We start from the raw sequence: 26580 nt of genomic DNA, 5'->3' as shown, positions 1-26580 counted from the left end.
TTCAGTCGCTGCCGGCACTAGCCGGCCGCCGATGTACCCGCTCGCGCCGGTGACGAGCACCAGCGGGGCCTCGGGACCGGCGGAGCCGTTCATGCGCTGGCCCGCTGCGAGGCGGCGTCACGCTGTGCGGCGGAGCTCTGCGAGCAGGCGGCCGCGACGGGATCGGGCCCGGTCGGCTCTCCTTCCGACACGTCCGACGGCAGCAGCAGCTCGAGGCCGGCGTGTGGCAGCGAGAGCCTCGCTGAACGCGGGCGGGAGGTCGTGGCGTGCAGCGGCGTCGACTGCGCTGGACAGATGCCATCGGGCAAGTTCTTCGACCCAGTCGCGGGATCCGCTCGCGGCGAGCAGGTCACGGGCGCTGCGCGCCTCCTCGTCGGTGAGGTCCTCGCGCCCCAGCAGCGTTCTCAGCTGCGACCAGTGAGCCGTGGTCGCGGCGTGGGCGACGAGGGCGGTGCGCTTGCCCTCGCGCAGGTCCCCCAGCGCGCTCTTGCCGGTGCGCTCCTCGTCGCCGAAGACGCCGAGGAGATCGTCGACCAGCTGGAAGCCGATGCCGAGCAGAGCACCGATCGCGTCGAGCGCCTCGAGACGGTCCGGCGACGCCTCGGCGAGCAGTCCGGCGGCGTGGAGGGGGAGCTGGAAGGAGTACACCGCCGTCTTCAGCTCGGCGACCGTCAGCGCCTCCTGGAGCGTCTCCGGCCGCTCGGCGGGCCGGAGCGGCAGCTGCACATCGGCGATCTCCCCGGCGGCCGTGGCGTGCAGCGAGCTCTCCATCAGGTCCAGGAGAGCGGCGACCACGGGGGCAGGCGCCGAGCATCCGGCCACCGCGCGCAGGGCCGTGATCAGGCCGAGGTCGCCTGCGAGGATCCCGGCAGCATCGCCGACCCGGCGTGCGGTGTGCGCGGTAGTACCCCCGCGGCGCACTGTCGCGGCCACGGAGGCGGGCAGGCTCGGGGCGCCGCGCCGCATCTGGTCGCCGTCGATCACGTCGTCCTGGACCACGAAAGCCGTGTGCAGGATCTCGACCGCCGCCGCGACCTGGATCGCGGCCTCGTGCCGTGAGCCTCCCAGGGAGTCGTGGGTGGCCAGCAGGAGGGCGGGCCGGAACCTCCTGCCGCCCTCGGTGGCCTCGCCGAGCGCGTTCCACAGCAGATGGTGGTCCGCGGAGGCCGCTGCGCCCCCGAGCGCGGTGCCACGACGGAGGAGACGTCTGATCTCGTGGTCGACGCCAGGAGGGCAGGGGATGCTCATGAGGTCTCTGCCGGAAGACGTCCGAGCCGGTCGCCCAGCTGCTCGAGCTGCGCGACGGCCCAGGGGCTGAGCGTCCAAGGCGCCAGGCGTGCGAGCGCGGCGAGCTCGTCCGCCGTCACCCACCGCAGATCCATGACCTCCTCGGGTGAGGGCACGGGCTCGCCCTGGGGGATCGCGGTGAAGACGGGGCATACCTCGTTCTCGACGATGCCGGAGGGGTCGACGGCGCGATACCGGAAGTCGGGCAGGGCCGGCCGCACCTCCCGCACCTGGAGGCCGAGCTCGCCGGAGGCGTGGCGGGAGATCGCCTCCTCGAGGGACTCACCCTGGCGTGGGTGGCCGCAGAACGCGTTGGTCCACACTCCGGGCCAGGTGCGCTTCGAGAGCGCCCGGCGCGTGAGCAGCACGGCCCCGTCCTCGCGCACCAGGTGGCAGGAGAAGGCCAGATGGAGCGGTGTGTCGACGGAGTGGACGGTGGCGCGCGGCGCCAACCCGAGGGGGGAGCCGTCGGAGTTCAGCAGGATCACATGGTCCTCGTCGGCCGTCCCGGCCGTTCGTGTCGCAGCGGTGCCGATCACGGCGACCTCCCGTTGTCCGTCGTGACGTACGTAGCCAGGCTATCGACTTCGACCCTAGCATTCGCCCAGAGCATAGTGCGGCGATGTCACCGACCCGAAGAGAATGCGGACGAACCTGCTGACGGAGCCCAGGAAGCCCAGCATCCCCTCGCCGACTCCCGGGGCGGCGCCCTCCGGGCGGGCGAGGATCGTTCCGGTGTCGGTGGAGACCGAGCCCCGGATGGGGCCGCAGCCTGAGCCGCGGAGGCCGACGCCCTCGTCCAGAGGGGTGCGGCCGATCGTGCCTCCTCTCGCGACCTGCCGTGCGGCGGGGCTGAACTGCTTTGTTCGAGATCCTGCGGAGGAGAGGAGTGACCGTGCCGCGAGTGCTGCGCGGCATGCGGAGCAGGGATATGCGGGTGGTGCCGGGCGCTGCGTTGCGGGGCTCCGTGTGGGGGCCTCGGTGACCGCGCCGCCCGCCGTGCGGGGCTGCCACAGCGTGTAGGAGAAGAACCCTGCGGGAATCAGCTGGCAGCTGTTGCGGCAGGGGATGCGGGCAGCGATGACGTCGCAGCGGGGGTGAAGAGTACGGGGTCGAGTGATCTGGCCATGTCAAAGGGGTGACTCACGGGTGGGTCACGATCCGCTCCGATGCGGGGCGGTCATGGGCCGCAGCCCGTGCGGGCACGGAGACCGGCGGGAACTCCTGTGCGGGGAGAGCTGGTGCCCGGTGCGCCGAGCCTCGGGTCGGAGGAGCTGATCGCTCGGGCCGACGAGCAGTGGGAGGGGCGCGCGGTCCGCGCACGCACCGACAGGCAGATGTGTGACGGCAGCGGCGCCGGTGGACGGAGCGACGCCGACGGTGGACGGTCCGTGCCGGCGAGCGCGCTCGCAGGACCATGCCGAGTCGGGTGGTGCAGGGGAAACGGGGACGGGCGGAGGGGTGCTGCAGGACGTGCCCTCGGCATCGGAAGAGGAGAACGGTGAGACGCACGGGCCGACAGGGGGAAGGGGGCGCCTCGATGGGCGCAGGAGGAGGCGTTCGTCGTGCCGGCTCGAGGGCCCGACGAGAGGACGAGGATCGAGTACATCCGGCGAACAGGGGAGCGAAGCGGTCGGCAGGCGCAGCATGTAGCGGACTCCCGGGAGCATGCGGGCCGCATCCCGAGGCCGCGACCGAGGCGCAGTGGGAGCCTTCCGGAGGGCGTTCTGGCCAATGTGGTGGAGGCCACCTCGAAAAGGGTCGTTCTGGCTTGACGGGGTCTCTGAACCCCCGTAATGTTCTTCCTCGTGCCCAGGAGATCGGGACAGCGGATCGGCCCATGGTCGAGAACTTGGAACTGGTCCTGACCTGGGGCGGAAGGTTCTCGGAAGAGGATCGCGGCGCGGATCACACCGCAGCGATTTGACTCGGGGGAGCGGAAGTCCTAAGTTAGACGGGTTGCCTCAGGGCGAAGAACTTGAAAAGGTTCCGAACGCTGAGTGCGCGTGTTGCTTGATATCTCAATAGCGTGTCTGTTTATCGATGCCATTATTTTGAATGGCAGATTATAACGGATGATACAGCAGTTAAATGCTGGTTGTTTGTTTATTTTGTCAGGTTTATAGTTTTTCATGATTTTCATGGAGAGTTTGATCCTGGCTCAGGACGAACGCTGGCGGCGTGCTTAACACATGCAAGTCGAACGATGACGGTGGTGCTTGCACCACCTGATTAGTGGCGAACGGGTGAGTAACACGTGAGTAACCTGCCCCCCACTTCGGGATAACCTCGGGAAATCGTGGCTAATACCGGATACGAGCACTCATCGCATGGTGGGTGCTTGAAAGATTTATCGGTGGGGGATGGACTCGCGGCCTATCAGTTTGTTGGTGAGGTGATGGCTCACCAAGACGATGACGGGTAGCCGGCCTGAGAGGGCGACCGGCCACACTGGGACTGAGACACGGCCCAGACTCCTACGGGAGGCAGCAGTGGGGAATATTGCACAATGGGCGAAAGCCTGATGCAGCGACGCCGCGTGGGGGATGACGGCCTTCGGGTTGTAAACCCCTTTCAGTAGGGAAGAAGCGAGAGTGACGGTACCTGCAGAAGAAGCGCCGGCTAACTACGTGCCAGCAGCCGCGGTAATACGTAGGGCGCAAGCGTTGTCCGGAATTATTGGGCGTAAAGAGCTTGTAGGTGGCTTGTCGCGTCTGCCGTGAAAACCCGAGGCTCAACCTCGGGCGTGCGGTGGGTACGGGCAGGCTAGAGTGTGGTAGGGGAGACTGGAACTCCTGGTGTAGCGGTGAAATGCGCAGATATCAGGAAGAACACCGATGGCGAAGGCAGGTCTCTGGGCCATTACTGACACTGAGAAGCGAAAGCATGGGTAGCGAACAGGATTAGATACCCTGGTAGTCCATGCCGTAAACGTTGGGCACTAGGTGTGGGGGACATTCCACGTTTTCCGCGCCGTAGCTAACGCATTAAGTGCCCCGCCTGGGGAGTACGGCCGCAAGGCTAAAACTCAAAGGAATTGACGGGGGCCCGCACAAGCGGCGGAGCATGCTGATTAATTCGATGCAACGCGAAGAACCTTACCAAGGCTTGACATGCACTGGACGGCTGCAGAAATGTGGCTTTCTTTGGACTGGTGCACAGGTGGTGCATGGTTGTCGTCAGCTCGTGTCGTGAGATGTTGGGTTAAGTCCCGCAACGAGCGCAACCCTTGTTCTATGTTGCCAGCACGTGATGGTGGGGACTCATAGGAGACTGCCGGGGTCAACTCGGAGGAAGGTGGGGACGACGTCAAATCATCATGCCCCTTATGTCTTGGGCTTCAAGCATGCTACAATGGTCGGTACAATGGGTTGCGAAACTGTGAGGTGGAGCGAATCCCAAAAAGCCGGCCTCAGTTCGGATTGGGGTCTGCAACTCGACCCCATGAAGTCGGAGTCGCTAGTAATCGCAGATCAGCAACGCTGCGGTGAATACGTTCCCGGGCCTTGTACACACCGCCCGTCAAGTCACGAAAGTCGGTAACACCCGAAGCCAGTGGCCCATCCTCGTGAGGGAGCTGTCGAAGGTGGGATCGGTGATTGGGACTAAGTCGTAACAAGGTAGCCGTACCGGAAGGTGCGGCTGGATCACCTCCTTTCTAAGGAGCATCACCAGTATTGGTGGCCATCGTCGTCTGCGAGTGTCAGGCGGGTGGTTGCTCAAGGGTGGAACATCGATGGATGGGCACTTCATCTGCTGCGCTGATCGCTAGTACTCCTTCGGGATGGAACGTGTGAGGGCAGCGGGTTCGAGGTGGAGACACGCTATTGGGTTGTGAGGCTGCACGCAGCCCCCGTTTGTGGGGGTGTGTGGCTGGTCCCCCCGGCCATGACTGTCCGTTGGATGGTGGTGGTGGGTGTGGGGTTGTTTCTTGAGAACTGTATAGTGGACGCGAGCATCTTGTAAGCAATTTTTAAGCGCAAAGTGTCTTTGTGTTGCCGTAAGTTTTAAAGGGCGCACGGTGGATGCCTTGGCACAAGGAGCCGACGAAGGACGTGGGAGTCTGCGTTAAGCCTCGGGGAGTTGACAACCGAACTGTGATCCGAGGATGTCCGAATGGGGAAACCCACCACGAGTCATGTCGTGGTACCCGCTGCTGAATGTATAGGCAGTGTGGAGGGAACGCGGGGAAGTGAAACATCTCAGTACCCGCAGGAAGAGAAAACAAATAGTGATTCCGTGAGTAGTGGCGAGCGAAAGCGGAGGAGGCTAAACCTGGTCTGTGTGATACCCGGCAGGGGTTGCAGGTCAGGGGTTGTGGGACGTGTCTGTGGGGTCTGCCGGCCTTGCGACGTGTACGCGCAGTGGTAGTCGAAGCCGTGGTGAGTGCGGTGGCGTAGAGGGTGTGACCCCCGTAGACGAAACCAGTGCGTGGCGTGACGCTGTTCCCGAGTAGCACCGGGCCCGTGAAATCCGGTGTGAATCTGCCAGGACCACCTGGTAAGCCTGAATACTACCTTGTGACCGATAGCGGACAAGTACCGTGAGGGAAAGGTGAAAAGCACCCCGGGAGGGGAGTGAAATAGTACCTGAAACCGTGCGCTTACAATCCGTCGGAGCCTTGAGGGGTGACGGCGTGCCTTTTGAAGAATGAGCCTGCGAGTTAGTGGTCGGTGGCGAGGTTAACCCGTGTGGGGTAGCCGTAGCGAAAGCGAGTCTGAACGGGGCGTTCAGTCGCCGGCTCTAGACCCGAAGCGAAGTGATCTATCCATGGGCAGTGTGAAGCGCGGGTAAGACCGCGTGGAGGCGCGAACCCACTTCAGTTGAAAATGGAGGGGATGACCTGTGGATAGGGGTGAAAGGCCAATCAAACTTCGTGATAGCTGGTTCTCCCCGAAATGCATTTAGGTGCAGCGTTGCGTGTTTCGTGCCGGAGGTAGAGCACTGGATAGGCGATGGGCCCCACCGGGTTACTGACCTTAGCCAAACTCCGAATGCCGGTACGTGAGAGCGCAGCAGTGAGACTGTGGGGGATAAGCTTCATGGTCGAGAGGGAAACAGCCCAGAACATCAGCTAAGGCCCCTAAGCGTGTGCTAAGTGGAAAAGGATGTGGAGTTGCTGAGACAACCAGGAGGTTGGCTTAGAAGCAGCCACCCTTGAAAGAGTGCGTAATAGCTCACTGGTCAAGTGATTCTGCGCCGACAATGTAGCGGGGCTCAAGCACACCGCCGAAGCTGTGTCACTCCAACTTTTGTTGGGGTGGGTAGGGGAGCGTCGTACAGCCGGTGAAGCTGCGGGGGAACCCAGTGGTGGAGGCTGTACGAGTGAGAATGCAGGCATGAGTAGCGAAAGACGGGTGAGAAACCCGTCCGCCGATTGATCAAGGGTTCCAGGGCCAGGTTTATCCGCCCTGGGTTAGTCGGGACCTAAGGCGAGGCCGACAGGCGTAGTCGATGGACATCGGGTTGATATTCCCGAACCGATCGTAGGAGGACCCATACCGAGGCGGCTGATGCTAACCACCCGAGCTGTCACCGCACCCTTCGGGGTGTGGATGGTGGTGAGGCTGGGAACCAAGGTCGTAGTAGGTCAGCGCGTGGGATGACGCAGAGAGGTAGCTTCCGCGGACTTAATGGAATAGTCCGTCTAAGCGTGCAGCCCGGCCCCGGGTAATGCTGGGGCCATGAGGGTGAGACGTGATGGGGATCCCGTATGGGCGTAGGTGAGTGATCCTGTACTGCCTAGAAAAGTTCCGGCGTGACGAATACGGTCGCCCGTACCCTAAACCGACTCAGGTGATCAGGTAGAGAATACCGAGGCGTTCGAGAGAATCGTGGTTAAGGAACTCGGCAAAATGCCCCCGTAACTTCGGGAGAAGGGGGGCCCGATCCGTGAGAGCGGAGAGGGCCGCAGAGACCAGGGAGAAGCGACTGTTTATTAAAAACACAGGTCCGTGCGAAGTCGTAAGACGCTGTATACGGACTGACGCCTGCCCGGTGCTGGAAGGTTAAGAGGACCGGTTAGAGCTTTTCGGAGTTCGAAGCTGAGAATTTAAGCCCCAGTAAACGGCGGTGGTAACTATAACCATCCTAAGGTAGCGAAATTCCTTGTCGGGTAAGTTCCGACCTGCACGAATGGCGTAACGACTTCTCCACTGTCTCAACCGCGAACTCGGCGAAATTGCATTACGAGTAAAGATGCTCGTTACGCGCAGCAGGACGGAAAGACCCCGGGACCTTTACTATAGTTTGATATTGGTGTTCGGGACGGCTTGTGTAGGATAGGTGGGAGACTGGGAAGCATTCACGCCAGTGAGTGTGGAGTCGTCGTTGAAATACCACTCTGGTCGTTCTGGATTCCTAACCTCGGTCCGTGATCCGGATCAGGGACAGTGTCTGATGGGTAGTTTAACTGGGGCGGTTGCCTCCTAAAGAGTAACGGAGGCGCTCAAAGGTTCCCTCAGCCTGGTTGGCAATCAGGTGTTGAGTGTAAGTGCACAAGGGAGCTTGACTGCGAGACAGACATGTCGGGCAGGTGCGAAAGCAGGAACTAGTGATCCGGCACCTCATTGTGGAATGGGTGTCGCTCAACGGATAAAAGGTACCCCGGGGATAACAGGCTGATCTTGCCCAAGAGCTCATATCGACGGCATGGTTTGGCACCTCGATGTCGGCTCGTCGCATCCTGGGGCTGGAGTTGGTCCCAAGGGTTAGGCTGTTCGCCTATTAAAGCGGTACGCGAGCTGGGTTTAGAACGTCGTGAGACAGTTCGGTCCCTATCCGCTGCGCGCGTTGGATATTTGAGAAGTCCTGTCCCTAGTACGAGAGGACCGGGATGGACTGACCTCTGGTGTGCCAGTTGTTCTGCCAAGGGCATGGCTGGTTGGCTACGTCGGGAAGGGATAACCGCTGAAAGCATCTAAGCGGGAAGCCTGCTTCGAGATGAGATATCCTTGCACCCTTGAGGTGTGTGAGGCCCCCAGTAGATGACTGGGTTGATAGGCCAGATGTGGAAGCACAGCAATGTGTGGAGCTGACTGGTACTAATGGCCGATGACTTACAACAACATTCTTTGCGTTGGTTGTTTGCTGTGTGTGTTCGCGTCCACTGTGCGGTTCTTGGGGAACAACCCTGCTGCCGGCATTTTTTTTGGTGTGGGTGGGCGGCTGGTTGTGCCTCATCGTGTTACGGCGGTCATAGCGTCGAGGAAACGCCCGGTTCCATTCCGAACCCGGAAGCTAAGCTCGATCGCGCCGATGGTACTGCACTCGGGAGGGTGTGGGAGAGTAGGTCGCCGCCGGACATCTTCACTGGGAGTGGAGGAGTGCTTGAACCCCTTGCGGGTGTTCGCCTCCTCCACTCCCTTTTTCACGCCCGGGATCTGTGCGCACTATGGCGCGCGTTCTCGCTCCTCGCGGGCACGGTCAGAAACATTTCCGACGCCTGGCGCAGCGGCGGGGTGCAGTGATGGGCGCGGATGGTCCGGTGTCGAGTGCTTCCGCCATGAGGGACTCCTCGGTGCTGCGTCACGTGCACCGATGCACCGAACCGAAGGGCTACGTCTCCCCGACGACTGACGATCCGCTCGGCACGTCCCGCAGCGGAGAGCTCTCGACGGGAGCTCGTGGCGGTGGCTTCGCGGTGAGTCGGACGATGCTCCGTACGTGTCGCGCGTATGGTCGGCCCCCCGGCACGGACTTGCAAGGCGGTCGACCGGACGGGTCGTTACGTTGCCAGGCACCGAGAGAGAGTCCTAGCGTCGTTGCCACGAGCAGATGGCTCAGCCGGGCACACTGACCGGCGAACAGGAAGGGAGTTCCATCATGGCTGATCAGAACAACTCCGGACAGTTCGGCAACCGGAACGACACCGAGCAGCAGGCCCAGAAGGGCGGCGAGGCCAGCACCGGCAGCTTCGGCGAGAAGAACTCGGCCGATCCGAGCCAGGCCGGCCAGCAGGGCGGCCAGGAGTCCTCGGGCAGCTTCGGCGAGAAGAACTCGGCCGATCCGAGCCAGGCCGGTCGCCAGGGCGGCCAGGAGAGCTCGGGCAGCTTCGGCGAGAAGAACTCCGCCGACCCCAGCGAGGCCGGCCGCAAGGGCGGCCAGAGCTCCTGAGGCCCGTGGGGCTCAGCTCCTGCGCCCCGTGAACGTGGAGGGGGACGGCCGGACGGCCGTCCCCCTCCGCTACGCGCACCTTCCCCGCCTCGACCGCGTGACCCGACCCGACCCACAGGAGCATCCCATGTCCTTCGCCCCCACCCGTGCTGTCGTCGTCGGCTCCGACTCCGGGATCGGCAGGGCCACCGCGGTCGCCCTGGCCGAGGCCGGGATGGACGTGGGCATCACCTTCAACACCGACTGGCAGGGCGCCGAGGGCACGGCCGAGGAGGTCCGCAGCCACGGCCGCGAGGCCGTCGTCGCCCACCTCGACACCTCCGACCTCGAGAGGGCCGGGGGCGTCGTGGACCGGCTCGTCGCGCAGCTCGGTGGGCTCGATGTGTTCGTGCAGTGCTCGGGCGCCGGCCACAGCACGCTGTTCCTGGACACGCCGCTGGAGACCTGGCGCGACGTCATGGCCGTCGACCTCGACGGCGCGTTCGTCTGCCTGCAGGCCGCCGCCCGCCACCTCGTCCAGGCCGGGAACGGCGGACGGCTCATCGGCGTCACCAGCGTGCACGAGCACCAGCCGAAGGTCGGATCCTCCGCCTACGACGCCGCCAAGCACGGTCTCGGCGGGCTGCTGAAGACCATCGCCCTCGAACTGGGCGAGCACGGCATCACGGCCAACGCCGTCGCGCCCGGGGAGATCGCGACCCCCATGACCGGGCAGACCGATCAGGATCCCCGCACCGAGGAGCGCCCCGGCGTGCCGCTGCGGCGGCCCGGGGACGCCCGCGAGGTCGCGGCCGTCATCGCCTTCCTCGCCTCGCCCCAGGCCTCCTACGTCACGGGAGCCTCCTGGGCCGTGGACGGCGGGATGCTGCAGATGGGGCCGCAGGGCGCGGCGGCGACGGTCGACGACGCCTGGCGTCGCCCCTGAGACCGGGCGGGTCCGTGATGGCGGCGGAACGGTGAGCGGGCTTGCGCCGCCCTGCTCGCCCTGCTCGACAGGACATCCTTCCCGGCAGCGCCGCCGGCAGGTCGTCCAGGAGTCCCGGCTGCGGTGCTCCGACCGGTTCAGCCGTCCGCCGGTCGCTGGGCGCGCAGGTCGGGCCGCCCACCCAGCCGTCGCACGGTCGACGTGGCCGCCGCACCCGCCCGCCGTGCGGCCAGCTCCGGGGGCTCGCCCCGGCGCAGGCCGATGGTGAGGCCCGCGAGGAAGGCGTCGCCGGCACCGGTCGGATCGGCGACCTGCTCGGTGCCGTGCGGCACGAGCTGCTCGCCCTCCGGCCACACCACGAGGTCGCCGTCGGGGACGGAGAGCGCGACGAGCCCGGCCCCGGCGTCGAGGACGCGCCGGGCCGCGAGGCGGCCCGCCTCGTGATCAGCCGGCTCGATGCCGGTCATCAGACGCGTCTCCGCGGCGTCCATCCGCACCACGTCGGCCGCCGCGAGCAGCCGGTCGCGGGCGGCGCCGTCGACGGCGCCGTCCAGGACGAGCCGCAGTCCGCGGTCCGCGGCCAGCTCCGCCCCGGCGAGCAGGACTGGTGCGGGCTGCTGCAGCTGCAGGCAGACCGTGTCGACCCGGTCCGCGGCGACGGCCGCCTCCTGCACGTCCTGCACGGTGAGCAGCGACTGCTCGGGCACGTGCTCGAGCAGGCGCCGCGTGCCCTCCCCGTCCACGACGTCCACCAGCAGCGCGGTCTCCCCGCGGCGCACGACCAAGGAGAGATCCAGGTCATCGCGGCGGGCCTGGGCGAGCACGGTCTCGCCCACCGCGTCGGTCCCGGCCACGCCGAGCAGGATCACCGGCGACCCGAGCTGCCGCAGCGCGACCGCCTGATTGGCGCCCTTGCCGCCGAGCATCTCCTGTCGCCCGGCCACGCGCGCGCTGTCGCCGGCCGGTGGCCAGTCCTCGACGCGCAACACCAGATCCCGGGCGATCTGGCCGATGACGAGGACGCCGGTGGAGGGATCGGTGGTGGCCATGCCCCGTGGTACCACGGGGTCGGCATGCGGGGGAAGCGTCACGGACCGGTCGATCGTCCCGCGCAGGATCCGGACGGCAGGGGCGGCTCGGTGTCACGGACGGGCGGTCCGAGCAGGTCTCCGGCACCACCGGGTGTCCAGCGGCACGCCGCGACGCACGTCGACAGCGCCTGCCACCTTCCGCCCCCTCGTGCAGACAGCTCGACGGCTCACCCGCCGCGTGCCAGCCTGAGGACATGTGCCGCAACATCCGCCCCCTCCACAACTTCGAGCCCGAGGCCACCTCGCAGGAGGTGCACGACGCCGCGCTGCAGTACGTGCGCAAGGTCAGCGGGATGACCAGGCCCTCGCAGGCCAACGCCGAGGTGTTCGAGCGGGCCGTCGCGGAGATCGCGCACGCCACCGAGCACCTGCTCGCCGACCTCGTCACCTCCGCCCCGCCGAAGGACCGCGAGGTCGAGCGGGAGAAAGCCCGGGCCCGCAGCGCGAAGCGGTTCGGGACGCCCGCCGCGTCCTGAGCGGAGGGGGGCTGCACTCGGCGGCGTTTGCAGAAGAGGGACTCCCGCGGCACGCCGCGGAGCTCAGCTCCACGCCGTGCCGCGGGAGTCCCCTTTGCGCAGGCCGGTCCCGGCCAGCGGCTGAGGACGGGCCAGACCAGGGCGGGCCTCCGGAGATCCAGTGGCGGATCTCGACCGGTATCGGTATGGCCGGTTCAGTCGGTGAGTGCGACTGTGGTGATCAGTTCGTCGAGTGTCTCACTGGGAGTAGCCCCGTCGAGGACCACTCGGGGTCTTGCGTTGAGCATGTCCTGAACGGTGCGGAGTTCGTCGTCGGTGACGTGGTTGAAGTCGGTGCCCTTGGGGTATTCCCAGCGGAGCTGGCCGTTGAGGTTCTCGTTCGTGGGACGCTGCCAGGGCGAATGAGGATCGCAGAAGAACACCGGGCAGCCCGTGGCCACGGTGAACCGGGAGTGCTGGGCCATCTCGGTTCCCTGGTCCCAGGTGATCGAGCGTTTCACCGCCTCGGGCAGGTCCTCGACCATGCTGGTGAGCACGTCGATCACGGTGGCGGAGTCACGAGTCCCGGGCAGTCGTCCCAGGAGCGTGAACCGGGAGGCCCGTTCGACCAGCGTGATGATCCCGGAGTTGTTCGGCCCCACGACCAGGTCTCCCTCCCAGTGGCCGGGAATCTTCCTGCCCGCGTGCTCGGCCGCGAGCTTCTCCTCTCGATCGGCCAGCCGGTGCCCGTCCAGCCAGCGGCGCTTGTTCCGGGCCGGCAGCTTCGAGGACGGGATACGGCCCTTGCGACCGGAACGGATCGCGCCCTCGACCGTCAGCTCGTGACGCAGCGCGCCCGCGCCCTGGACGTAAAGAGCCTGGTAGAGGGTCTCGTGGCTGATCTGCATGTCCTCATCGTTCGGGAACAACCGCCGCAGACGCACGCTCACCTGCTGCGGAGACAGCTTCTGATCCAGCAGCGCCACGACCACCCGGCGCAGCAACGGCAGGGTCTCGAGCTTGAACGCCTTCGGACGCGCCCGGGCCTGATCAGCCCAGAACTGTGCCAGCGCGGCACTGTAATGAGCATCGTCATGGCCCCACCGGCCGTCCTCCGCGATCAGGCTGTGACGAGCGATCTCGCGGAACACGGTCGAGCGATGCACCCGCAGGCCAGACGCGATCTCGCCAGAACTGCGGCCCTGGACGATGCCCAGCTCGATGAGCACCCGGTCAGCGAGCTGGAGCCTACGCCCATGCCCCGATGCCGCGCCGAAACTCTCCGCAGACGGAGGGAGGATGACCGAGGACGAGGCGTGACTGCTGGGCATTCCGCGTTTGAGCATCACCCCAGCCTGCCGCAGCCACTTCCTCAGCCGGGAACAGCTCATACCTGCTTCTCGCGCAGCGACCATCGCCGGCTTCCCCGCTATGACTGTCTCGATGACCTCCGCTCGAAACGACGCAGACAACATCGGCAACTCCCTCCTCGGGAGTCGCACTCACCCATTGAAGCGGCCTATCCGATGCCGGTCGAGATCTGCCACTCGATGTGCACGGATGGCCAACGACAGGAGCCCGGTCTCCCCGGCCCGTGCCGTGTCAGCAGACCGCGGGGACCCCGTCGGTCGTCGTCGGTGCCTCGACGGCGGCCCGCGCCTGCTGGCGTCGGTAGACGGCGAAGGACCAGCCGGCGATGCCGAGCCCGGCGATCGCGAGGGCCACGCCCGTCCAGGCCGGGGCGAGCAGGCCCCAGCCGGCGGCGAGCACGGCCGCGCCGAGTGCCGCGCCGAGGGAGTTGCCGATGTTCAGCGCCGAGTGGTGCAGGGCCGCGGCGAGCGAGGGCGCATCCGGAGAGGCGTCCAGCAGGAACAGCTGCAGGGACGGGCCCATGAACTGCGAGGTGATCGCGAGGGCGAACAGCAGGATCATCCCGGCGATCGCGTTCCCGGCCACGAGGGCGAAGACCGTGAGGCTCGCGGTCATGCCGATCAGACCGGTGAAGATCGTGCCGTAGAGGCTGCGGTCCGCGGCGCGGCCGGCGAGCACGTTGCCCATCGTCATGCCGACGCCGAACACGAACAGCGCCACCGGCACCGCCCGTTCGCCGAGGCCCATCACGCCGGGCACGATCTCGCCGATGTAGCTGTACACCGCGAACATTCCGCCGAAGCCGATCGAGCCGATGCCGAGCGCGAACCACACCTGCGCCCGGCGCAGCGCCCGCAGCTCGCCGCGGATCGAGCCGGTGACCCCGGCGCCCTCGGGCTCGGGCACCAGGCGCCAGATCGCGATCGTGCTGAGAGCGGCGACGACCACGACGATCACGTAGGCGGAGCGCCAGCCGACGACCTGCCCGAAGGCGGTGGAGGCGGGCACGCCCAGCATCGTCGCGATCGTCAGGCCCAGCATCACCAGCGAGACGGAGCGGGCGCGTCGTCCGGGCGGGGACAGGCGCGCCGCGACCAGCGAGGCGACGCCGAAGAACGCGCCGTGGGGAAGGCCCGCGACGAAGCGCGCGGCGGCCAGCACCGAGAAGCTCGGCGCCATGGCGGAGAGCAGGTTCCCCAGTCCGATCAGCGCGATGAGCAGCACCAGCAGCTTCGCGCGCGGCATCCTCACCGCCGCGATCGTCACCAGCGGCGCGCCGATCACCACGCCGAGCGCGTACAGGGTGATCAGCATCCCGGCCTGCGGGGTCGAGACCTCGAGGTCCCGCGCGATCTGCGGCAGGAGCCCCATCGAGGCGAACTCGGTGGTGCCGATCGCGAAGGCGCCGAGCGCCATCGCGAGGATCACCAGGCGCAGACGTCCGGGGGAGAGCGGCGCCTGGGGAGCGTGCGGCTGCGTCATCGGGGGACCTCCAGCGGCGGGACGGGGCGGGGACTCGCTGCCGACGCTGGAAGCGGAGGGGGACCCGTCGATCCTAAACGCGGGCGAGGGGCCGGGGCCAGGGCGGGGTGAGGGATGGAACGGGGTCAGGCAGAATCCCTCCATGGCACGCGCTCTCGCTCCCGGCCAACGCTCCCGCATCTGGACCCTCGACGTCGACAGCGGCGAGCGGGCCCTCGTCCACGAGTCCGCGGTCACCCTCTACGAGGCCCCGAACTGGTCCCTGGACGGCGCCTCGCTGTACGTCAACGGCGACGGCCACCTCTTCCGCCTCCCCGTCGGCCCGGGCTCCGTGCCGGAGCGGATCGACCTCGGCGATCTCCCCGAGCTCAACAACGACCACGTTTTGGACCCCGACGGGGAGCACATCTTCGTCTCCTGCATGGACTGGCACATCTACCGGGCCCCGCTCGCCGGCGGCACCCCCCGACGGATCACGAACGACGACGGCCGCCTCCACTTCCTCCACGGCGTCAGCCCCGACGGCACGACCCTCGCCTACATCGGGCGGACCGCCGACGCGGAGGGGAACTGGCCCCCGCCGAACGTCTTCACGATCCCTGCCGCAGGCGGCGAGGACGTGCCGCTCACCGACGACGAGTTCCGCGACGACGGCTCCGAGTACTCGCCCGACGGGCGGTGGATCTACTTCAACTCCGAGCGGGCGCGGACCGTCCCCGGCCACGCCCAGCTGTTCCGCATGCGCCCCGACGGCACCGGCATCGAGCAGCTCACCTCCGACGAGCGCGTGAACTGGTTCCCGCACGTCTCGCCCGACTCCAGCCGCCTCGCCTATGTCAGCTTCCCGCCCGGCACCGAGGGGCATCCCGCGGACAGGGACGTGATCGTGCGGCTGTGCGCGGCGGACGGGACGGGGATCCGCGACCTCGCCCAGGTGTTCGGCGGCCAGGGCACGATGAACGTGCACAGCTGGTCCCCGGACGGCCGCTCGATCGCCTATGTGGACTACCCCGTGGACGTGCTGCACGACTGAGAGGGCGCGGCCTGCTGCGACCGCTGCTCTGCAGACTCCCCGGGCCGCTCCCCGCGCCTCCCGGTACCCTGCTCGGAGCCGGTCGCAGCCGCCCGGCCCCTCGACCCGATGCGGAGCGCCATGGAACAGATCACCGTCGCCGGACACCCCGAGCCGATCCCTGCCTCGCCCGTCGCTGCGCGCATGCTGCGCGAGCGCCTCGAGGAGACCCGCGAGAAGCGCGGGGCCGGCGCGGCCGACAGGCTCGAGACCCTGGTCGGCGAGCGGATCGGCACTCTCCTGGCAGGCGGGATGCCCAGCATCGACGTCGCGACGATGCGCTCGATCGTGGAGTACATCGAGCTGCCCTCGGAGGACGAGCCCGAGCCCACCGGCCTCGGCAAGGTCTTCGCTGATCTGAAGGACAAGGCTGCCCAGCGCGGCTACGGCGGGCGCATCGGCTGACGTCCGACGGTCGCCGAGCCCCCGCTGCGCGCCAGGCCCACGGTTTCCCTTATGCCGCCCATTAGCTAGCCTGGTGCGCATGATCCTCACCGGCCTCCTCCTCGGCGCCGTGCTCGGCTACGTCCTGCAGCGCTCCCGGTTCTGCGTGACCGGCGCGTTCCGCGACCTCTACCTCAGCCGCTCCACTCGCTACTTCACCCCCTTCCTCCTGGCCATCGCGATCCAGGCCGTCGGCGTCGCCGCGCTGACCGGCATGGGCATGCTCGCCGCGGAGCCCGCTTCCTTCGCGCCGCTCGCCGTGATCGGCGGCGGACTGATCTTCGGCATCGGCATCATCATGGCCGGCGGCTGCGCGACCGGCACCTACTACCGCGCCGGCGAGGGCCTCATCGGCTCCTGGGTGGCGCTGATCTTCTACGCCCTGTTCGCGGCCGTGATGAAGTACGGCCCGCTCGGCGGCTTCACCGAGGCCGCCCGCGCCCGCACCGTCGCCGACTCCACGATCCACGAGACCCTCGGCGTGAGCGTCTGGGTCCCCACCCTCGTGTTCAGCGCGATCGTCACCGTGCTCGTCGTGCGCCGGCACCGCGCCGCCAAGGTCCGTGCCGCTTCCGGCCGCCCGTCGGTGAAGCTCCCGGCTCGGCGCACCGGCCTCGGCCACTACCTCGCCGACATCCCCTGGAGCCCCTGGGTGGGCGGCGTGCTGCTGGGCCTGATCGCGATCGCCGCCTGGCTGCTCTCCACCGCCGCGGGCCGCAACGGCGGGCTCGGCATCACCACCCCGTCGGCCAAGATCGCCACTTTCCTGACCACGGGCGACGTGACCCTCGTGGACTGGTCGGTGATGCTCGTGCTCGGCATCCTCGTCGGCTCCTTCGTCGCTGCGAAGCTCTCCGGCGAGTTCCGCTGGCGCGTCCCGGACTCCCAGACCATCCTGCGCAGCGCCGGCGGCGGCGTCGCGATGGGCGTCGGTGCCGCGCTCGCCGGCGGCTGCACCATCGGCAACTCCCTGGTGGAGACCAGCCTGTTCAGCTACCAGGGCTGGGTCTCGCTGGTCGCGATCATGCTCGGCACCTGGGGCGCGGCCTGGTTCTTCCTGCAGCGCCCGCAGCGCGCCGCCGAGGCCAACCGCCCCGCCCCGGTGCTCACCCCCGCCTCCTGACCGCCCCGCTCACCAGCTCACCGAACAGCACCCAGAACTTGCCCCGACCCCCCTTCGGAAGGACCGCTCCCATGGCCGCCTACACTCTCCAGACCAACGGCTCCGTCTGCCCGTTCCCGCTGATCGACGCGAAGAACGCGATGCAGCAGCTGAGCACGGGCGATGACCTGATCATCGACTTCGACTGCACCCAGGCCACCGACTCCCTGCCCCAGTGGGCGGCGACGGACGGCCACGAGGTCGTCGCCTTCGACCGTACCGGCGAGGCCGGCTGGACGATCACGGTCCGCAAGGGCGCCTGAGAGCCCGGCCGACGGGCCGACGGGCCCCGCTGCGAGAGCACTCGCGGCGGGGCCCGTCGGCCGTTCGACTCTTGCCGGTCCCGCTGTCGACCTGGTCAGTCGCCGTAACGCAGCTCGACGCGGCGGTCCGCCGCATTGCCGGCGTCATCGCCCCCGCCTCCGGAGGCAGACGGCTTCGTGTCGCCGTGCCCGGTGACCTCGAGGGTGAGATCGGGGCGCTCGGCCGCGAGCGCGTCGGCGACCGCCTGGGCCCGGTTCTCCGAGAGCTGCTGGTTGTCGAAGTCGTACGTCGAGCGGTCCACCGGCAGCGAGTCGGTGTGCCCGCCCACCTGCACGGTCGCACCCTCGGGGATCTCCGCGGCGAGCTCGACGATGCGGGCCGCGGCCCCGCCGGAGAGGTCCCAGGCATTGGAGGCGAACAGGATGTCGGCCTCGAGCACGATCACCTCGTCCTCGGTCTGCTCGCTGCCGCCGAGCTCGGTGATCGAGCGGGACGGGTCGTACTCGGTGATCGACCTCGCCGGGTCGTAGACCGTGATCGAGCGCTGAAGGATCTCGTCGGTGATCTCGAAGGGCTGCTCGGGCGGGCCCTCCGTCTCGCCCTCGGCGAGGGCCGCTGGCGTGCCGAGGGCCAGCAGCAGGGCGGATGCCGCGAGCGAGGCGGCGGCCGTGGCGCGTCGGCCGGCGGCGCGGCCCGCGGACGGCTCGGGCTGCGGAGTCGTGCGGTGCATCCTCATCCCTCCTCGGCCTCGATCTGCACGTTCTCGAAGGAGGGGCCCGCGCCCATCAGGACGTCGATCGCGGTGATGTCGTCGATCGGGGCGGCGAAGTTCGCCCAGTACGCCTGGGTGTCGCCGGAGGCGAGCTCGACCGCCGCCTGCTTGCTGTTCCACATCGTCGGGCCGTCATAGGCCCCGTTGGTGGTCAGGATGTCGTAGCGGGTGAGGTTCGCACGGTCCACGAGGGCCGGCGCCACCACGGAGTGGTCGCCGCCGTGCAGGTCCCAGAGCGTGAAGGCGCCGGGCTCGGTGAACTCCGGGGTGAAGGTGAGCAGCAGCTCGAGGGTCTCGCCGCGCCGGCGCAGATGGTGCAGACCCACGGTCATCGTCCCCTCCACCTCGTCGGAGGCGATGGGGTACTCGAGCGTGGCGATCGCGTCGGCCGGATCGACCGCGGAGGCCGCCTGCGCATCGTCCGCACCGCCCGCGGAGTCCTCCTCGCCGCCGCCGTCGGAGGCGGCCGGCTGCTCCTTGCCGTCCGAGCCGCTGTCGGAGCCGCCGTCGCCGGCCCCGTTCCCGCCGGACTCCTCGAACTCGGCGTCGCCGCCGGTGGAGCAGGCCGCGAGCGAGAACGTGCCGAGCGAGGCGAGGGCCAGGAGGGCTCCGCGCCGGGTGGTGGGACGGATGCGGTGAGCGGTCATGGTCGGACTCCTTCTCTCGGGCCGCTGCGCGGCCGCCGGGGATGTTCTCTCACGGTGTATGTCGTCGGCCGGAGCGGATCGGTTGCATCGGATCTCGACCAATTCTTCGAGCGGTCACGCGTGGACCCTCACCACGCGCTGTGCCTCGAGCTCCTGCCCCTCCGGGGTGCGGGCGCGCAGCACCAGCTCGGCGCGTCCCGGCCCCGAGGCGGTCAGCGTCGCCTGCTGCTCGTCGACGAGGTGCTCGCCGGTGGGCAGCGTCCACACCCACGAGTCGACGCCCTGCACCTCGGCGGTGAACACCGCCTGCTCGCCCACGCGGATCTCGTCCGGCCCGGCGATCGCGAGGGAGGAGTCGACGGCGGCCGACGGGGCGGACGCGTCCAGCCCGAGCAGGCTCCCTGCCCCGAGGCCGACGCCGAGCGCGAGCACCGGCAGCGCGACGAGGAGGGCGCGGCGGCGCGGGCTGCGGGTGGGAGTGTTCGCGCGGGAGCCGTCGGGGTCGTGCGTGGCCTGAGAGGCCGTCGTGTGCGTGGTGGTCCCGTCGGCCCCGCTGGAGCGGGCCTCCGAATCGCCATCGGCTCCCGGCGAGCCGTCGGCGGCGCCGGCCGGGCCGTTCTCGGCCGAGCCGCCGACTGCTTCGGGAGCGGTGCCGCCCGCCGGTTGCGCGGGCGGGGGAGGAGCCAGCGACTCCTCGACCTCGGCGATCCACTCCGTCGCCTCAGCCTGGCGCGCACCGGGATCCTCGGAGAGGCCCCGGGCGAGGACGTCCTGCAGCGCCTCCGGCATCTCGGCGTCGTCGATCAGCCAGCGCAGCAGCGCGGACATCGCCCAGATGTCGGCGCGGATGTCGACGGTGCCGGGCCTCGACTGCTCCGGCGGGCGGAACCCGTCGGTGCCCGCCGCGACGGTCAGGCCCGAGCTGCGGGCGAGGTCCTTGCACATCCCGAGGTCGGCGACGAGGAGCCGCTCGTCGGCGCGCACCACGGCCGAGGGCGAGGACTCGATGCCGACGGCGCGCGCCGCCTCGCCGCTGGTGCTGGTCAGCAGCAGGTTCCCGGGGCTGAGGTCGCGGTGGACGAGCCGGCGCGGTGCACGGCGGCGACCGCCGCGGCGAGGGGCCTCGCCACGGCGAGCACGTCGGCGGCGGTGGCGCGCCAGCCGCCCGCGCGCAGCTCCTCGACCCGGCGGCGCAGGGAGCCGCGGTCGGCGAGCTCGAGCACCAGGTAGGGCTGCTGACGCTCGTTCTGGTCGATGTCGTGGACGGAGACGAGGTGGCGCCCGCCGACCCGGCGCAGGCTGCGGCCCTCGGCGATGAACCGCTCGCGGATCTCCGGGTTCAGGCTGTGGTTCTCCGCGAGCACCTTCACCGCGACGTCCGCGTCCAGCCGCTCGTCCCGCGCCCGGTGCACGGTCGCGAAGGAGCCCGCGCCGATCACCCCGCCCAGGCGGTAGCGCTCGCCGAGCGCCGTCACGCGGGAGCCCCGGGCACGGGATCGCCCGCGCCCAGCCGACCGGCGAGCATCGCCCGGCCGCGGCTGACCTGCGACTTCACGGTGCCCTCGGCGCGGTCCAGCTGCGCGGCGATCTGCGCGTAGGGCAGCTGCTCGAGGTCGCGCAGCTCGAGGGGGACGCGGTAGAGGTCCGGGAGATCCGCGAGCACCTGCCGCACGCTGATTCGCTCGGCGATCATCGAGCTCATCCGCTCGGCGGGCCGGTGCTGCTCCTCGAGCTCGACCGTGGCCCGCAGGCGGCGCAGATGGTCCGCGACGCGGCGTCGGACGATGGAGTGCGCCCAGGTGGTGACCTTGGAGCGGCCGTCGAAGCGGTGGATCGACTCCGCGATCGAGATCAGCGAGTCCTGGGCGACGTCCTCGACCGCCCCGGGATCCAGCAGCGCGGCCCCGGCGAAGCGGCGCACCACGCCGGTGCCGTCGAGCACCTCGACGAAGAGCTCGAGCGCGGCGGGGCTCGATCCGGCGTGCTCGGCGAGGAGAGCGAGCGCTTCGTCCTGGCCGTCGGCCGCGAGCAGCTCGTCGGCCGAGCGGCGAGCGGCGTCCAGGCGCCCTGCCTGCAGATGTCGTGCCAGCTCATCGCCGTGTCGCGCCGTCGTCCCCGGCGGCGGTCCCCACTCCGTCCCCATGCTCGCGAGCCTATCGCGAACGGGGCGCCCGCCGAGCGGCGGACGCCCCGTCCTGGACAGTGCGAGGACTGGGCCGGTCCGGGCCGGACGAGCCCGGAGCGCGCTCAGCGCTGCGAGGACTCCGCGATGCGGCCGGTGTTCTGGGCCGTGCGCACGGTCGCGACCGCGAACTCGAGCCCGAGGCGCATCGCGATCAGCGCGATCACCGAGGGGATCCAGCCGAACAGGATCGAGAGGATCAGCGGGACCGGGCTGAAGCTCGGCTCGCCGAAGTAGCTGTTCATGCTTCCCCAGGCGAATCCGAACACGATCCCGCTGACGATGTTGCTCAGCCACATCAGCGCCGCGACGACGAACGCGATGACGTAGAGGAACGACGAGAACTTCACGGTGATGAAGTGCTCGAACTTGAAGTCGAACAGCGCCTTGAAGAAGCCTGCCTCGCCGAAGCGGCCGTCCCCGGAGGCGCCGCCGCCGGTGGCGGGGTAGGGCGCGGCCGCGGGGCTCTGCGCGGAGCCCCAGGCCTGGTCCTGGGCGGACGGCTGCGGGGCCGACGGCGCGCTCTGTGCTCCCCAGGCGTCCTGCTGGCCGGACGCGGCGGCGGACTGCTGGCCGTAGGGGTCCGACGACGAGGCGCCGTAGGGATCCTGCCCGGCACCGCTGCTCGCGGCGGCGGGGTCCTGGGCGCCGTATCCGCTGCTCGTCGGCTCGGGCGAGGAGCCCTGTCCGTGCTGCGGGTCGAGCGGGTTGCTTCCCTCGGGCGGCTGCGACATGGTGCGACTCCTTCTGCGAGATCTGATGGACGAGGAGGAGGTCGTCGGCGCCCCCGCGCCGCCGTTCCCACCCCGACGCTCACCGTAGCCCGCGGGCGACGGCGATGGGGAGGTGTCTGCGGAGCGGAGTCGGCCCTGGCGCTCCGACCGGAGGACGCCCGCGGCCCCCTCCCAATGGCATCGCGTGCGGATGCGAAGCTCGGCGGGCCCACCGCACCATGGAGATCATGACCGACCGGGTTCCGCCGCTCGGCCGCGCCCTGCAGCAGCTGCTCAGCTCCGAGACCGCAGGCTCCGCCGCGGTCAGCTCCGTCGCCGGACTGCTCAGCGTGCCGCCGTCGCCCGCTCGATGATCTCCCGCATCCGCGCCGCGGCACGCGCCTCGTCGCCGGCGCCGATCGCCGCGGCGACCTCCTGATGCAGTCCGAGGTCGTGCCGGTCAGGGGCCTGCTCGCCCCGCTCGACCGTCGCGCGGTGGCGCAGGCCCTCCTCGATCACGGCCCGCAGCCGGCCCAGCATCGCGTTGCCGGAGAGGGCGAGGACCTCGGCGTGGAAGGCCCGGTCGGCGGCGAGGAAGGCGCCGGACTCGGGGCCTTCGGCCGCCTCGAGCATCGACTCCGCGGCGGTATCGAGCGCGCGGGTGCTCCCGCGCCGGTCGCGGACCTCGCGGGCCGCGGCCGCTGCCGCCGCGGGCTCGACAGCGTGGCGCAGGGAGCGCAGCTCCGCGTGCTGCCGCGCGTGGTCCGGGCCCTCGAGGCGCCAGCGGATCACCCGTGGATCCAGCAGGTCCCACTCGTCGATCGGGAGGATGCGCAGGCCGACCCGTCGGCCGGCGCTCAGCATCCCGAGTCCTCCGAGCACTCGCGTGACCTCGCGGACCACGCTGCGGGAGGCGCCGGTGCGGGCGATGAACCCCTCGATCGTGTCCGCGGCGCCGGCCTCCAGCTCGCCGCCGACGATCGCGGCGCCGAGCTGGTCCAGCGCCTGCTCGAAGGCGCTCGCGCCGGCGGTCATGCCTGGGAGACGGGGGAGACGACCAGCTCGTCGATGCGCACGTGCGCGGGGGAGTCGAGCACGAAGCAGGCGGTGCGGGCGATGTCCTCCGCGGTGAGCATCCGGGCGCGGGCCCCGGCGTCGGGCACGGAGGGGCGCTGGTCGAGGAAGTCGGTGGCGACATCGCCCGGGCACAGATGACACGCCCGCACCCCGTGCGCGGCCTCCTGCTGGTTCAGCGTGCGCACCAGGGAGCCGAGCGCCGTCTTGCTCGCCGAGTAGGCGACCCCCGCACCGGGCTGGAAGGACCAGCCCGCATAGGAGGAGATCACCACGACCTGCCCGCCGCGCTCGCGCAGGTGGGGGAGGGCGGCGTCGACGGTGCTCGCGACCGCGGTGAGGTTCGTGGCGACGATCGCGTCGAACTCCGTCAGGTCCTGATCGTCCCAGCGCCGCTTCGGCGCGTTCAGGCCGGCGGCGAGCACGAGTGCGTCGATCCCGCCGAGGCGTTCGGCGATCCGCTCGGCGGTGCTCCGCACGGCCTTCCGGTCCTGGACGTCCAGCGGTGCGACCAGCACGCTGCCGCCTTCCTCGCGGATCTCGGCCGCGAGCTGCTCGAGCACCTCGCGGCGCCGGCCGCTCAGCGCGACCGTCCAGCCCGAGCGCGCCGCCCGCAGCGCCGTCGCGCGCCCCATGCCGCTGCCCGCGCCGGTGATCCACACCGTGCGAGGGCCGGCCGTGCTCGCGCCGCGCGGCGGCTCGTCCTGCGCGCCTCGTCCGCTCGCCGTCGTCCCGTCCGTCGTCATCTCGCTCCTCCTCGGGCGTCCTCGCCGTCCGGTTCTCCGCGGCGATCTCGTGGCCCCACGGGCCGTCGTCACCCAATAGTATGACTATTGAGCGCGGCCGACGGGCCGCACACCGAGCGCGGCACGGGAGCCGCAGGAGAGGACAGGGCGATGGAGCTGGATCTGCGGGACAGGGTGGTCGTGGTGACCGGGGCGGCGCGCGGGATCGGCGCGGCCATCGCCGCACGCTTCGCCGAGGAGGGCTCGCGCGTGGTCGCGCTCGACCTCGCCTTCCCGGACGAGGTGGCGGAGGGTGCGCCGACCGTGGACCAGGTGGTCTGCGACGTCGCCGACCCCGACTCCGTGCACCGCGCGGTCGAGGCCGTCGTAGAGCGCCACGGCACGATCGACGTGCTCGTGAACAACGCCGGGATCGTCGCGGACTCGACCGTGGTCGAGACCGACTGGGCGACCTGGCAGAAGTGCTTCGACGTGAACACCGGCGGCACCTTCCTCATGTGCCGGGAAGTGGCCCCGCACATGCAGAGGGTCGGGCGTGGGCGGATCCTCAACGCCGCCTCGTTCGCCGCGATCGTGCCGAGCGTGGGCAGCGCCGCCTACGCCGCCTCGAAGGCCGCCGTGGTGCAGCTGACCCGCGTGCTCGCCTCCGAGCTCGGCCCCCACGACATCACCGTCAACGCCTACGCCCCCGGCATGGTCCCCACCTCCATGAACGGCTTCGCCGAGCTGCCCGCCGAGCGGCAGGATCGCCTGCTGGACACCCTCTCGCTGCGCCGCTGGGAGAGCCCCGACGACGTCGCCGACCTGCTGATCTTCCTCGCCAGCGACCAGGCCGCGTACATCACCGGGACCCTCGTGGACGTCTCCGGCGGGAAGCTCGCCACGCAGATCCCGGCGGTGGCGCACGGGCGGTGAGGGGTGCGGCGCGTCACCTGAGGGGGATGTGCCTGCGGAGCTCATCGGCGACGTAGGGGACTCCAGAGCGGGCCGGCGCGCCGAGAACGGAATCGGCTGTGTGCGGTGGCCGTCTCGTTGCCGGGACCGCGCCTCGGCGCCGATGGCGGAGTCCTTCACCGCGACCCCCGTGTCCACGAACCGGGGGTAGGGCCCGGATGATCGAGGAGGTGGACGCGGCGGAGTGCTCGAGGGGTCCTTGCATCTGTCCCGCGCCGTCGGGCCGCCCACCCCAGCCCCAGTCCCGTGCCCTGGACGCAATGGTCTCGTTTCGATCACGACGCCTCTCTGGCACAGGCGTGAAACAAGTGTTGCGGTGAGGTGGGGGGACCACGAGATGCGTTCCGCCCAGCATCCCGGCCAGATCAAGAAGGTGGTCCCCCGGTGAGCCGAACCCTGCACTCCACGCTCCGCGTCCTGCACATCTCCCCGGCACCCCTCGCCCTGCGCCGCCCCGCCCTGGGGGCGCTGGCGATCCTCCCGCACACCGTGCACTACAGCGGCGCGGACCTCGCCGAGCTGCGCCGCGCCCCCGAGTGCGACGTCGCGGTGTTCGATGCGACCTCGGACCTCACCTGGGCCCCGCACATGGCCGCCCGCCTCGAGGCGGCGCGCCTGCACCTGCCGCTGGTGCTGATCATGGCCGAGAACGGACTGGCCGCCGCGAACCCGGACTGGGGCGCCGCGGACTACCTCCTGCCCACCTCCGGCCCCGCGGAGGTCGACGCCCGCCTCCGTCTCGCGCTGCGCTTCGCCCCCGCACCGGACCTCGGCCCGGATCTGATCACCGCGGGCGGTCTCGTGATCGACGAGTCCAGGTACACCGCGACCCTGCACGGGCAGGCGCTGGAGCTGACCTTCAAGGAGTTCGAGCTGCTGAAGTACCTCGCCCAGCACCCGGGCCGCGTGTTCACCCGCGCCCAGCTGCTGCAGGAGGTGTGGGGCTACGACTACTTCGGCGGAACCCGCACCGTGGACGTGCACGTGCGGCGCCTGCGCGCCAAGCTCGGCGCCGGCATCGAGTCCGCGATCCACACGGTCCGCAACGTCGGCTACCGCTTCGACCTCGTCGTCTCCGAGGCGGTCCCGGAGCTGCAGAGCGCCTGAGGAACCCCGTCATGACCCAGCCCGACCCGTCACCGTCGCCGGCGCACCTCACCCTGCCCGAGACCGCGGTTCTGCCGGAGACCGCAGTCCTGCCCGACACGACAGCAGTCCTCCTCGCCGCGGGGGAGGGGCGGCGCCTGGGCCGCGGCCCGAAGGCGCTGCTGCCGCTCGGCGGGGAGCCCCTGGTCGCGGTGCTGACCCGGCGCCTGCTCGCGGGCGGCTGCCGGGACGTCCTGGTCGTCACCGGCGCCTACGCCGACGAGGTCGGCGCGGTCGCGCGCGAGGCCGGGGCGCGGGTCGCCGAGAGCCCTCTGTGGCGCACCGGCATGGCCGTCTCCCTGCGGGTCGGGGTCGCGGCGGCCGATGCCCCGCACCTCATGCTCGCCCTGGTCGACCACGTGGGGCTGAGCCCCGCGCTGGTGCGCCGGGTGCTCGGCGCGCACCGGCCCGGCCGTGCGACCGCCGCCTCCTACCCGGGGCCCGACGGTCGGCTCCTGCGCCGCCACCCCGTGCTGCTCGAGGCGGCCGACGCTCGCGCCGCCGCCGCGGAGGCCCATGGCGATCGCGGCGCCCGCGACTGGCTGCACCGCAATCGGGAGCGCGTGGACCTGGTGGACTGCGGGGCCCTCGACGACGGCGGCGACCTCGACACCGTCGCCGACCTCTCCCGCCTCGCCCGCCGCTGACCCGCGAGCGCCGGCCGGCCCCGTCGGCCGC

At 69.5% G+C, this 26580-nt stretch carries 24 protein-coding genes and 3 rRNA genes; 14 read left to right on the top strand and 13 right to left on the bottom strand.

The features are described 5' to 3' along the window. Positions 1–117 precede the first annotated feature (117 nt). The gene (locus tag RBL05_RS08225) at positions 118–1248 is read right to left on the bottom strand and encodes a polyprenyl synthetase family protein (RefSeq protein ID WP_318604288.1); all 1131 of its coding nucleotides are present in this window, start codon (positions 1246–1248) and stop codon (positions 118–120) included. Next, positions 1245–1826, bottom strand: a complete 582-nt coding sequence (idi, locus tag RBL05_RS08220; protein WP_318604287.1) for an isopentenyl-diphosphate Delta-isomerase — start codon at positions 1824–1826, stop codon at positions 1245–1247. Before idi ends, RBL05_RS08225 begins: the two co-directional genes overlap by 4 nt. A gap of 1599 nt (positions 1827–3425) precedes the next feature. On the opposite strand from idi, the gene RBL05_RS08215 reads away from it, so the two are divergent. From RBL05_RS08215 to RBL05_RS08195, 5 genes are all read left to right on the top strand, one after another. Next, positions 3426–4945 (top strand): 16S ribosomal RNA (locus RBL05_RS08215). A gap of 340 nt (positions 4946–5285) precedes the next feature. Further along, positions 5286–8353: ribosomal RNA gene (locus RBL05_RS08210) — 23S ribosomal RNA — on the top strand. A 121-nt stretch (positions 8354–8474) separates the two neighbouring features. Beyond that, a 5S ribosomal RNA gene (gene rrf, locus RBL05_RS08205) occupies positions 8475–8591 on the top strand. Together the 16S, 23S and 5S rRNA genes form the textbook arrangement of a ribosomal RNA operon. A gap of 520 nt (positions 8592–9111) precedes the next feature. Continuing rightward, complete coding sequence (locus RBL05_RS16925; protein WP_010552169.1) at positions 9112–9402, top strand: hypothetical protein; 291 nt, start codon at positions 9112–9114, stop codon at positions 9400–9402. Between the two features lie 127 nt (positions 9403–9529). After that, on the top strand, positions 9530–10327 hold the full coding sequence (locus tag RBL05_RS08195) for an SDR family oxidoreductase (protein WP_308739921.1): 798 nt from the start codon (positions 9530–9532) through the stop codon (positions 10325–10327). A 137-nt stretch (positions 10328–10464) separates the two neighbouring features. Here RBL05_RS08195 and RBL05_RS08190 read toward each other — a convergent pair whose 3' ends face one another. Continuing rightward, positions 10465–11376 (bottom strand): PfkB family carbohydrate kinase, encoded by a 912-nt coding sequence (locus tag RBL05_RS08190; RefSeq protein ID WP_308739922.1) that lies wholly within the window; start codon positions 11374–11376, stop codon positions 10465–10467. A 236-nt stretch (positions 11377–11612) separates the two neighbouring features. On the opposite strand from RBL05_RS08190, the gene RBL05_RS08185 reads away from it, so the two are divergent. Further along, positions 11613–11894: a DUF2277 domain-containing protein gene (locus RBL05_RS08185; RefSeq protein WP_259880407.1), complete on the top strand. Its 282-nt coding sequence runs from the start codon at positions 11613–11615 to the stop codon at positions 11892–11894. Positions 11895–12088: 194 nt separating this feature from the next. Here the strand turns inward: RBL05_RS08185 and RBL05_RS08180 are convergent, their stop codons facing one another. Further along, positions 12089–13375 carry an IS30 family transposase gene (locus tag RBL05_RS08180; RefSeq protein ID WP_318604284.1) on the bottom strand — a complete coding sequence of 429 codons (1287 nt, stop codon included), beginning with the start codon at positions 13373–13375 and terminating at the stop codon, positions 12089–12091. Positions 13376–13475: 100 nt separating this feature from the next. Beyond that, a complete protein-coding gene (locus RBL05_RS08175) occupies positions 13476–14726 on the bottom strand; it encodes an MFS transporter (protein WP_318604283.1) in 1251 nt (416 codons plus the stop codon). A gap of 142 nt (positions 14727–14868) precedes the next feature. Here RBL05_RS08175 and RBL05_RS08170 point away from each other — a divergent pair, with 142 nt between their 5' ends. The 4 genes from RBL05_RS08170 to RBL05_RS08155 all read left to right on the top strand — a co-directional run bounded on the left by RBL05_RS08170 (position 14869) and on the right by RBL05_RS08155 (position 17667). Beyond that, positions 14869–15759 carry a TolB family protein gene (locus RBL05_RS08170; RefSeq protein WP_308739924.1) on the top strand — a complete coding sequence of 297 codons (891 nt, stop codon included), beginning with the start codon at positions 14869–14871 and terminating at the stop codon, positions 15757–15759. A 120-nt stretch (positions 15760–15879) separates the two neighbouring features. Continuing rightward, positions 15880–16203, top strand: a complete 324-nt coding sequence (locus RBL05_RS08165) for a hypothetical protein (protein WP_308739925.1) — start codon at positions 15880–15882, stop codon at positions 16201–16203. Positions 16204–16282: 79 nt separating this feature from the next. Next, entirely contained in the window at positions 16283–17365 is a 1083-nt protein-coding gene (locus tag RBL05_RS08160; RefSeq protein ID WP_308739926.1) for a YeeE/YedE family protein, read from the top strand. A gap of 71 nt (positions 17366–17436) precedes the next feature. Continuing rightward, positions 17437–17667, top strand: a complete 231-nt coding sequence (locus tag RBL05_RS08155) for a sulfurtransferase TusA family protein (RefSeq protein ID WP_010552177.1) — start codon at positions 17437–17439, stop codon at positions 17665–17667. Positions 17668–17762: 95 nt separating this feature from the next. On the opposite strand, the gene RBL05_RS08150 is transcribed toward RBL05_RS08155, so the two are convergent. The 6 genes from RBL05_RS08150 to RBL05_RS08125 all read right to left on the bottom strand — a co-directional run bounded on the left by RBL05_RS08150 (position 17763) and on the right by RBL05_RS08125 (position 22003). After that, positions 17763–18398 (bottom strand): OmpA family protein, encoded by a 636-nt coding sequence (locus RBL05_RS08150; protein WP_308739927.1) that lies wholly within the window; start codon positions 18396–18398, stop codon positions 17763–17765. 2 nt (positions 18399–18400) lie between these two features. Further along, positions 18401–19087, bottom strand: a complete 687-nt coding sequence (locus tag RBL05_RS08145) for a hypothetical protein (RefSeq protein ID WP_308739928.1) — start codon at positions 19085–19087, stop codon at positions 18401–18403. 114 nt (positions 19088–19201) lie between these two features. Then, a complete protein-coding gene (locus RBL05_RS08140) occupies positions 19202–20074 on the bottom strand; it encodes a hypothetical protein (protein ID WP_308739929.1) in 873 nt (290 codons plus the stop codon). A 56-nt stretch (positions 20075–20130) separates the two neighbouring features. After that, positions 20131–20562, bottom strand: a complete 432-nt coding sequence (locus RBL05_RS08135) for a protein kinase domain-containing protein (RefSeq protein ID WP_308739930.1) — start codon at positions 20560–20562, stop codon at positions 20131–20133. Further along, positions 20559–21230, bottom strand: a complete 672-nt coding sequence (locus RBL05_RS08130; protein ID WP_318604278.1) for an RNA polymerase sigma factor — start codon at positions 21228–21230, stop codon at positions 20559–20561. Before RBL05_RS08130 ends, RBL05_RS08135 begins: the two co-directional genes overlap by 4 nt. A gap of 104 nt (positions 21231–21334) precedes the next feature. Then, positions 21335–22003 (bottom strand): DUF4282 domain-containing protein, encoded by a 669-nt coding sequence (locus RBL05_RS08125; protein ID WP_308739932.1) that lies wholly within the window; start codon positions 22001–22003, stop codon positions 21335–21337. A 227-nt stretch (positions 22004–22230) separates the two neighbouring features. Here RBL05_RS08125 and RBL05_RS08120 point away from each other — a divergent pair, with 227 nt between their 5' ends. Continuing rightward, positions 22231–22356, top strand: coding sequence for a hypothetical protein (locus RBL05_RS08120; protein WP_308739933.1), 126 nt, complete (start codon positions 22231–22233; stop codon positions 22354–22356). On the opposite strand, the gene RBL05_RS08115 is transcribed toward RBL05_RS08120, so the two are convergent. Further along, positions 22328–23017 carry a FadR/GntR family transcriptional regulator gene (locus RBL05_RS08115; protein ID WP_308739934.1) on the bottom strand — a complete coding sequence of 230 codons (690 nt, stop codon included), beginning with the start codon at positions 23015–23017 and terminating at the stop codon, positions 22328–22330. The genes RBL05_RS08120 and RBL05_RS08115 overlap by 29 nt on opposite strands. Beyond that, positions 23014–23802 (bottom strand): SDR family oxidoreductase, encoded by a 789-nt coding sequence (locus RBL05_RS08110; protein WP_308739935.1) that lies wholly within the window; start codon positions 23800–23802, stop codon positions 23014–23016. Before RBL05_RS08110 ends, RBL05_RS08115 begins: the two co-directional genes overlap by 4 nt. 150 nt (positions 23803–23952) lie before the next feature. On the opposite strand from RBL05_RS08110, the gene RBL05_RS08105 reads away from it, so the two are divergent. The 3 genes from RBL05_RS08105 to RBL05_RS08095 all read left to right on the top strand — a co-directional run bounded on the left by RBL05_RS08105 (position 23953) and on the right by RBL05_RS08095 (position 26549). Next, entirely contained in the window at positions 23953–24717 is a 765-nt protein-coding gene (locus RBL05_RS08105; RefSeq protein ID WP_308739936.1) for an SDR family NAD(P)-dependent oxidoreductase, read from the top strand. 456 nt (positions 24718–25173) lie between these two features. Continuing rightward, complete coding sequence (locus tag RBL05_RS08100; protein ID WP_412523791.1) at positions 25174–25863, top strand: winged helix-turn-helix domain-containing protein; 690 nt, start codon at positions 25174–25176, stop codon at positions 25861–25863. Between the two features lie 11 nt (positions 25864–25874). Further along, positions 25875–26549: an NTP transferase domain-containing protein gene (locus RBL05_RS08095; RefSeq protein WP_308739938.1), complete on the top strand. Its 675-nt coding sequence runs from the start codon at positions 25875–25877 to the stop codon at positions 26547–26549. The last annotated feature ends 31 nt before the right edge of the window (positions 26550–26580 follow it).

Source organism: Brachybacterium sp. GU-2 (assembly GCF_030866705.2).
Taxonomy (GTDB): domain Bacteria; phylum Actinomycetota; class Actinomycetes; order Actinomycetales; family Dermabacteraceae; genus Brachybacterium; species Brachybacterium conglomeratum.
Note: the sequence above shows the minus strand (reverse complement) of the source record. Positions and strands in the feature narration are given on the sequence as shown.

Coding starts and splice junctions, on each gene's coding strand:
- RBL05_RS08155 (WP_010552177.1), top strand. CDS start 17,437: ATGGCCGCCTACACTCTCCAGACCAACGGCTCCGTCTGCCCGTTCCCG.
- RBL05_RS08105 (WP_308739936.1), top strand. CDS start 23,953: ATGGAGCTGGATCTGCGGGACAGGGTGGTCGTGGTGACCGGGGCGGCG.
- RBL05_RS08225 (WP_318604288.1), bottom strand. CDS start 1,248: ATGAGCATCCCCTGCCCTCCTGGCGTCGACCACGAGATCAGACGTCTC.
- RBL05_RS08115 (WP_308739934.1), bottom strand. CDS start 23,017: ATGACCGCCGGCGCGAGCGCCTTCGAGCAGGCGCTGGACCAGCTCGGC.
- RBL05_RS16925 (WP_010552169.1), top strand. CDS start 9,112: ATGGCTGATCAGAACAACTCCGGACAGTTCGGCAACCGGAACGACACC.
- RBL05_RS08150 (WP_308739927.1), bottom strand. CDS start 18,398: ATGCACCGCACGACTCCGCAGCCCGAGCCGTCCGCGGGCCGCGCCGCC.
- RBL05_RS08120 (WP_308739933.1), top strand. CDS start 22,231: ATGACCGACCGGGTTCCGCCGCTCGGCCGCGCCCTGCAGCAGCTGCTC.
- RBL05_RS08130 (WP_318604278.1), bottom strand. CDS start 21,230: ATGGGGACGGAGTGGGGACCGCCGCCGGGGACGACGGCGCGACACGGC.
- RBL05_RS08185 (WP_259880407.1), top strand. CDS start 11,613: ATGTGCCGCAACATCCGCCCCCTCCACAACTTCGAGCCCGAGGCCACC.
- RBL05_RS08170 (WP_308739924.1), top strand. CDS start 14,869: ATGGCACGCGCTCTCGCTCCCGGCCAACGCTCCCGCATCTGGACCCTC.
- RBL05_RS08145 (WP_308739928.1), bottom strand. CDS start 19,087: ATGACCGCTCACCGCATCCGTCCCACCACCCGGCGCGGAGCCCTCCTG.
- RBL05_RS08165 (WP_308739925.1), top strand. CDS start 15,880: ATGGAACAGATCACCGTCGCCGGACACCCCGAGCCGATCCCTGCCTCG.
- RBL05_RS08195 (WP_308739921.1), top strand. CDS start 9,530: ATGTCCTTCGCCCCCACCCGTGCTGTCGTCGTCGGCTCCGACTCCGGG.
- RBL05_RS08110 (WP_308739935.1), bottom strand. CDS start 23,802: ATGACGACGGACGGGACGACGGCGAGCGGACGAGGCGCGCAGGACGAG.
- RBL05_RS08190 (WP_308739922.1), bottom strand. CDS start 11,376: ATGGCCACCACCGATCCCTCCACCGGCGTCCTCGTCATCGGCCAGATC.
- RBL05_RS08125 (WP_308739932.1), bottom strand. CDS start 22,003: ATGTCGCAGCCGCCCGAGGGAAGCAACCCGCTCGACCCGCAGCACGGA.
- RBL05_RS08175 (WP_318604283.1), bottom strand. CDS start 14,726: ATGACGCAGCCGCACGCTCCCCAGGCGCCGCTCTCCCCCGGACGTCTG.
- RBL05_RS08095 (WP_308739938.1), top strand. CDS start 25,875: ATGACCCAGCCCGACCCGTCACCGTCGCCGGCGCACCTCACCCTGCCC.
- RBL05_RS08160 (WP_308739926.1), top strand. CDS start 16,283: ATGATCCTCACCGGCCTCCTCCTCGGCGCCGTGCTCGGCTACGTCCTG.